Genomic DNA, 2,112 nt, shown 5'->3' with positions numbered 1-2,112 from the left:
TCAGGCCGAACCGGACTGGACGCTGCCGATACACGACAACCAGGTGTTTGGCCAGGTTCTGTTTGACCGGATGGAATACCAGCGTGACGGCGACAACGAATTGGCCCTGTGGGACGCCCAGGCCTGGATTGGTAAAGATCGCAATCGGCTCTGGGTCGAAACGGAAGGTGAGACTGATCTATCCAGCGACAGCGGCGACATCGAAAATTTTGATGTGCAGTACAGCTATCGCTTCGATCGCTTCTGGGATATACAGACAGGATTGGGTGCCCAGACAACGTTTGGCCCCAGCCCTAATAAGGAGCGCTATTCGGCCATTGTTGGATTGCAGGGACTTGCCCCCTACTGGTTTGAGGTAGACACAAATCTCCGAGTCACCGACGACGGTGACGTGTCATACGATCTTGAAGCCGAGTACGACTGGCTGCTGACCCAAAGGCTCATTTTGCAGGGCCGCGGCGAAACGCTCGTTGCCTTCAGCGATGTTGAGGAGTGGGGCGTCGGTAGTGGCATCAATAATGTGGGCCTGGGGCTCCGTCTGAGATACCACTTTTCGAGGGAGTTTGCGCCCTACGTGGGTGTTTCTTACACCCGCTTTCTGGGCAACACAGAGGACCTTCGTGAGCGCGAGGGGGAAGACGTCGAGTCCTCCAGCTTCGTGGCGGGCGTCCGGTGGTGGTTTTAGTACGATAATGCCCAGTAGAAAAGGCTGGCCCCTTTGCGTGGGTCAGCTAGTGTCCTCATTTGGAGGATTTCGTCAAAATCATTGCCGACCTTCCGCATGTTCGGCTCAATGACAAACGGCCGGACTAAGGCCCGGCCGTTGTATCAGATCATGAAATTACACGTTGATCAGTAACTGATATTGACCATAGCTACGACCTTATAGGTATCCTCCGGGTCATCTCCGTAGAAGTCTCCCATGAAACCGTAAGAACCGCGGAGGCTGATGTCATACACGCCGGCAAACTTTTTACCAAGCTGAGCAGCGACTTCAGTACCAAGGGTTGAGCCGTTGGCCTGAGCAGCGCTGTCGGGCGCGTCGTCGGCAGCGCGGAAGTATCCTGTGCCGTACTTCAGGTAGTAGTCGTTGGAAAGTTCCTGATCACCCGAGACTATCAGCCCCATCAGACCGTATCCCTGGTAAGCTGCGTCATAAACTGACTTGGCCCCCTGGGAACCATTGTTGTAGTAGTAGTCTGTTCCGAAGATTTGCAGATTGCTGCTATTCAGCTCCCAGCCTGACTGGTTTGCCGCGAAGCGATCTGCACCATTGCTGCTGTCATCAGCCGGAATGTAGATGCCGTGAATCTTGAGGCTTGCATTGCCCCAATGCCTCTGGGCATACAGATTCAACATGTACGTGTCGCCATCTGTTGCGTCAGAGTCACGCCCGGACGACTTTTTGTAAAGTACCGAGCCGCTATAGCCCATTTTGTTAAAGGTAAAATCGGCGTAGGCACCGAAATAGTTGTCATCCGTTCGAGCCGCCGTACCATTCAGAGCATCCGGACTGCTGTTGCTGATCTGAGCTCCGGTAAGGCCGTAGTGGAAAACCTCGCTGGGATGAAGTTCGGCACTCAACATGTAGAAGTCCACGTCGTCCGCAGAATCTCTATCGTTTTCTTCCCACTTGAACCAGCCACCTGTCAGCGTGGCCATACCAACATTGCCCGCAAAGGAGACGCCATTCATGTCGTCGTTGGTAACAAGGCTCTCGTACTTGCCGAAGCCATACCCCTGGACGCCCGCTCGCACCTTCCAGTCGCTGTTCGGCACCTTCAGTTCAGCGTAGACATTTTTGGTCTCAACGCCAACGCCGTCGGCGCTGAGTTTGCCGCAATTGTCACCCTGGCAGCTTCCCTTCTCACCCCAGGGAGAATCGAGCTCACCGTACCAAACCAGGCTCACGTTATCGTTGAGGTCGCCGGTGATCTTTGCACGCAGGCGCTGGTCAACAAATGAACTGCTGTTCTCGTTGGTTTCATCCAGGCTTTCTGAGGTCGCCTGCAGGCGGTAATAACCGTTCACCGTGAAGGGGGAATCGCCTTTCTTGAGCTCTTCCACTTCAGCCGTCAGTTGATTTATTTCAACCTTCAGGTCTTCTACGGT

2 protein-coding genes are annotated in these 2,112 nt (G+C 54.4%); one reads left to right on the top strand and one right to left on the bottom strand.

Going from position 1 to position 2,112, the window contains the following annotated elements; translation table 11 throughout:
* A partial coding sequence (locus AC13E3_RS00355; RefSeq protein WP_008175168.1) for a copper resistance protein B occupies nt 1-685 on the top strand: 685 nt, incomplete at its 5' end.
* A 167-nt stretch (nt 686-852) separates the two neighbouring features.
* Here AC13E3_RS00355 and AC13E3_RS00350 read toward each other — a convergent pair.
* A partial coding sequence (locus AC13E3_RS00350) for a hypothetical protein (protein WP_482901564.1) occupies nt 853-2,112 on the bottom strand: 1,260 nt, incomplete at its 5' end.

The sequence above is a fragment of the Marinobacter sp. L-80 genome, from assembly GCF_056859395.1.
This window is presented reverse-complemented; position numbering and strand designations above follow the sequence as displayed.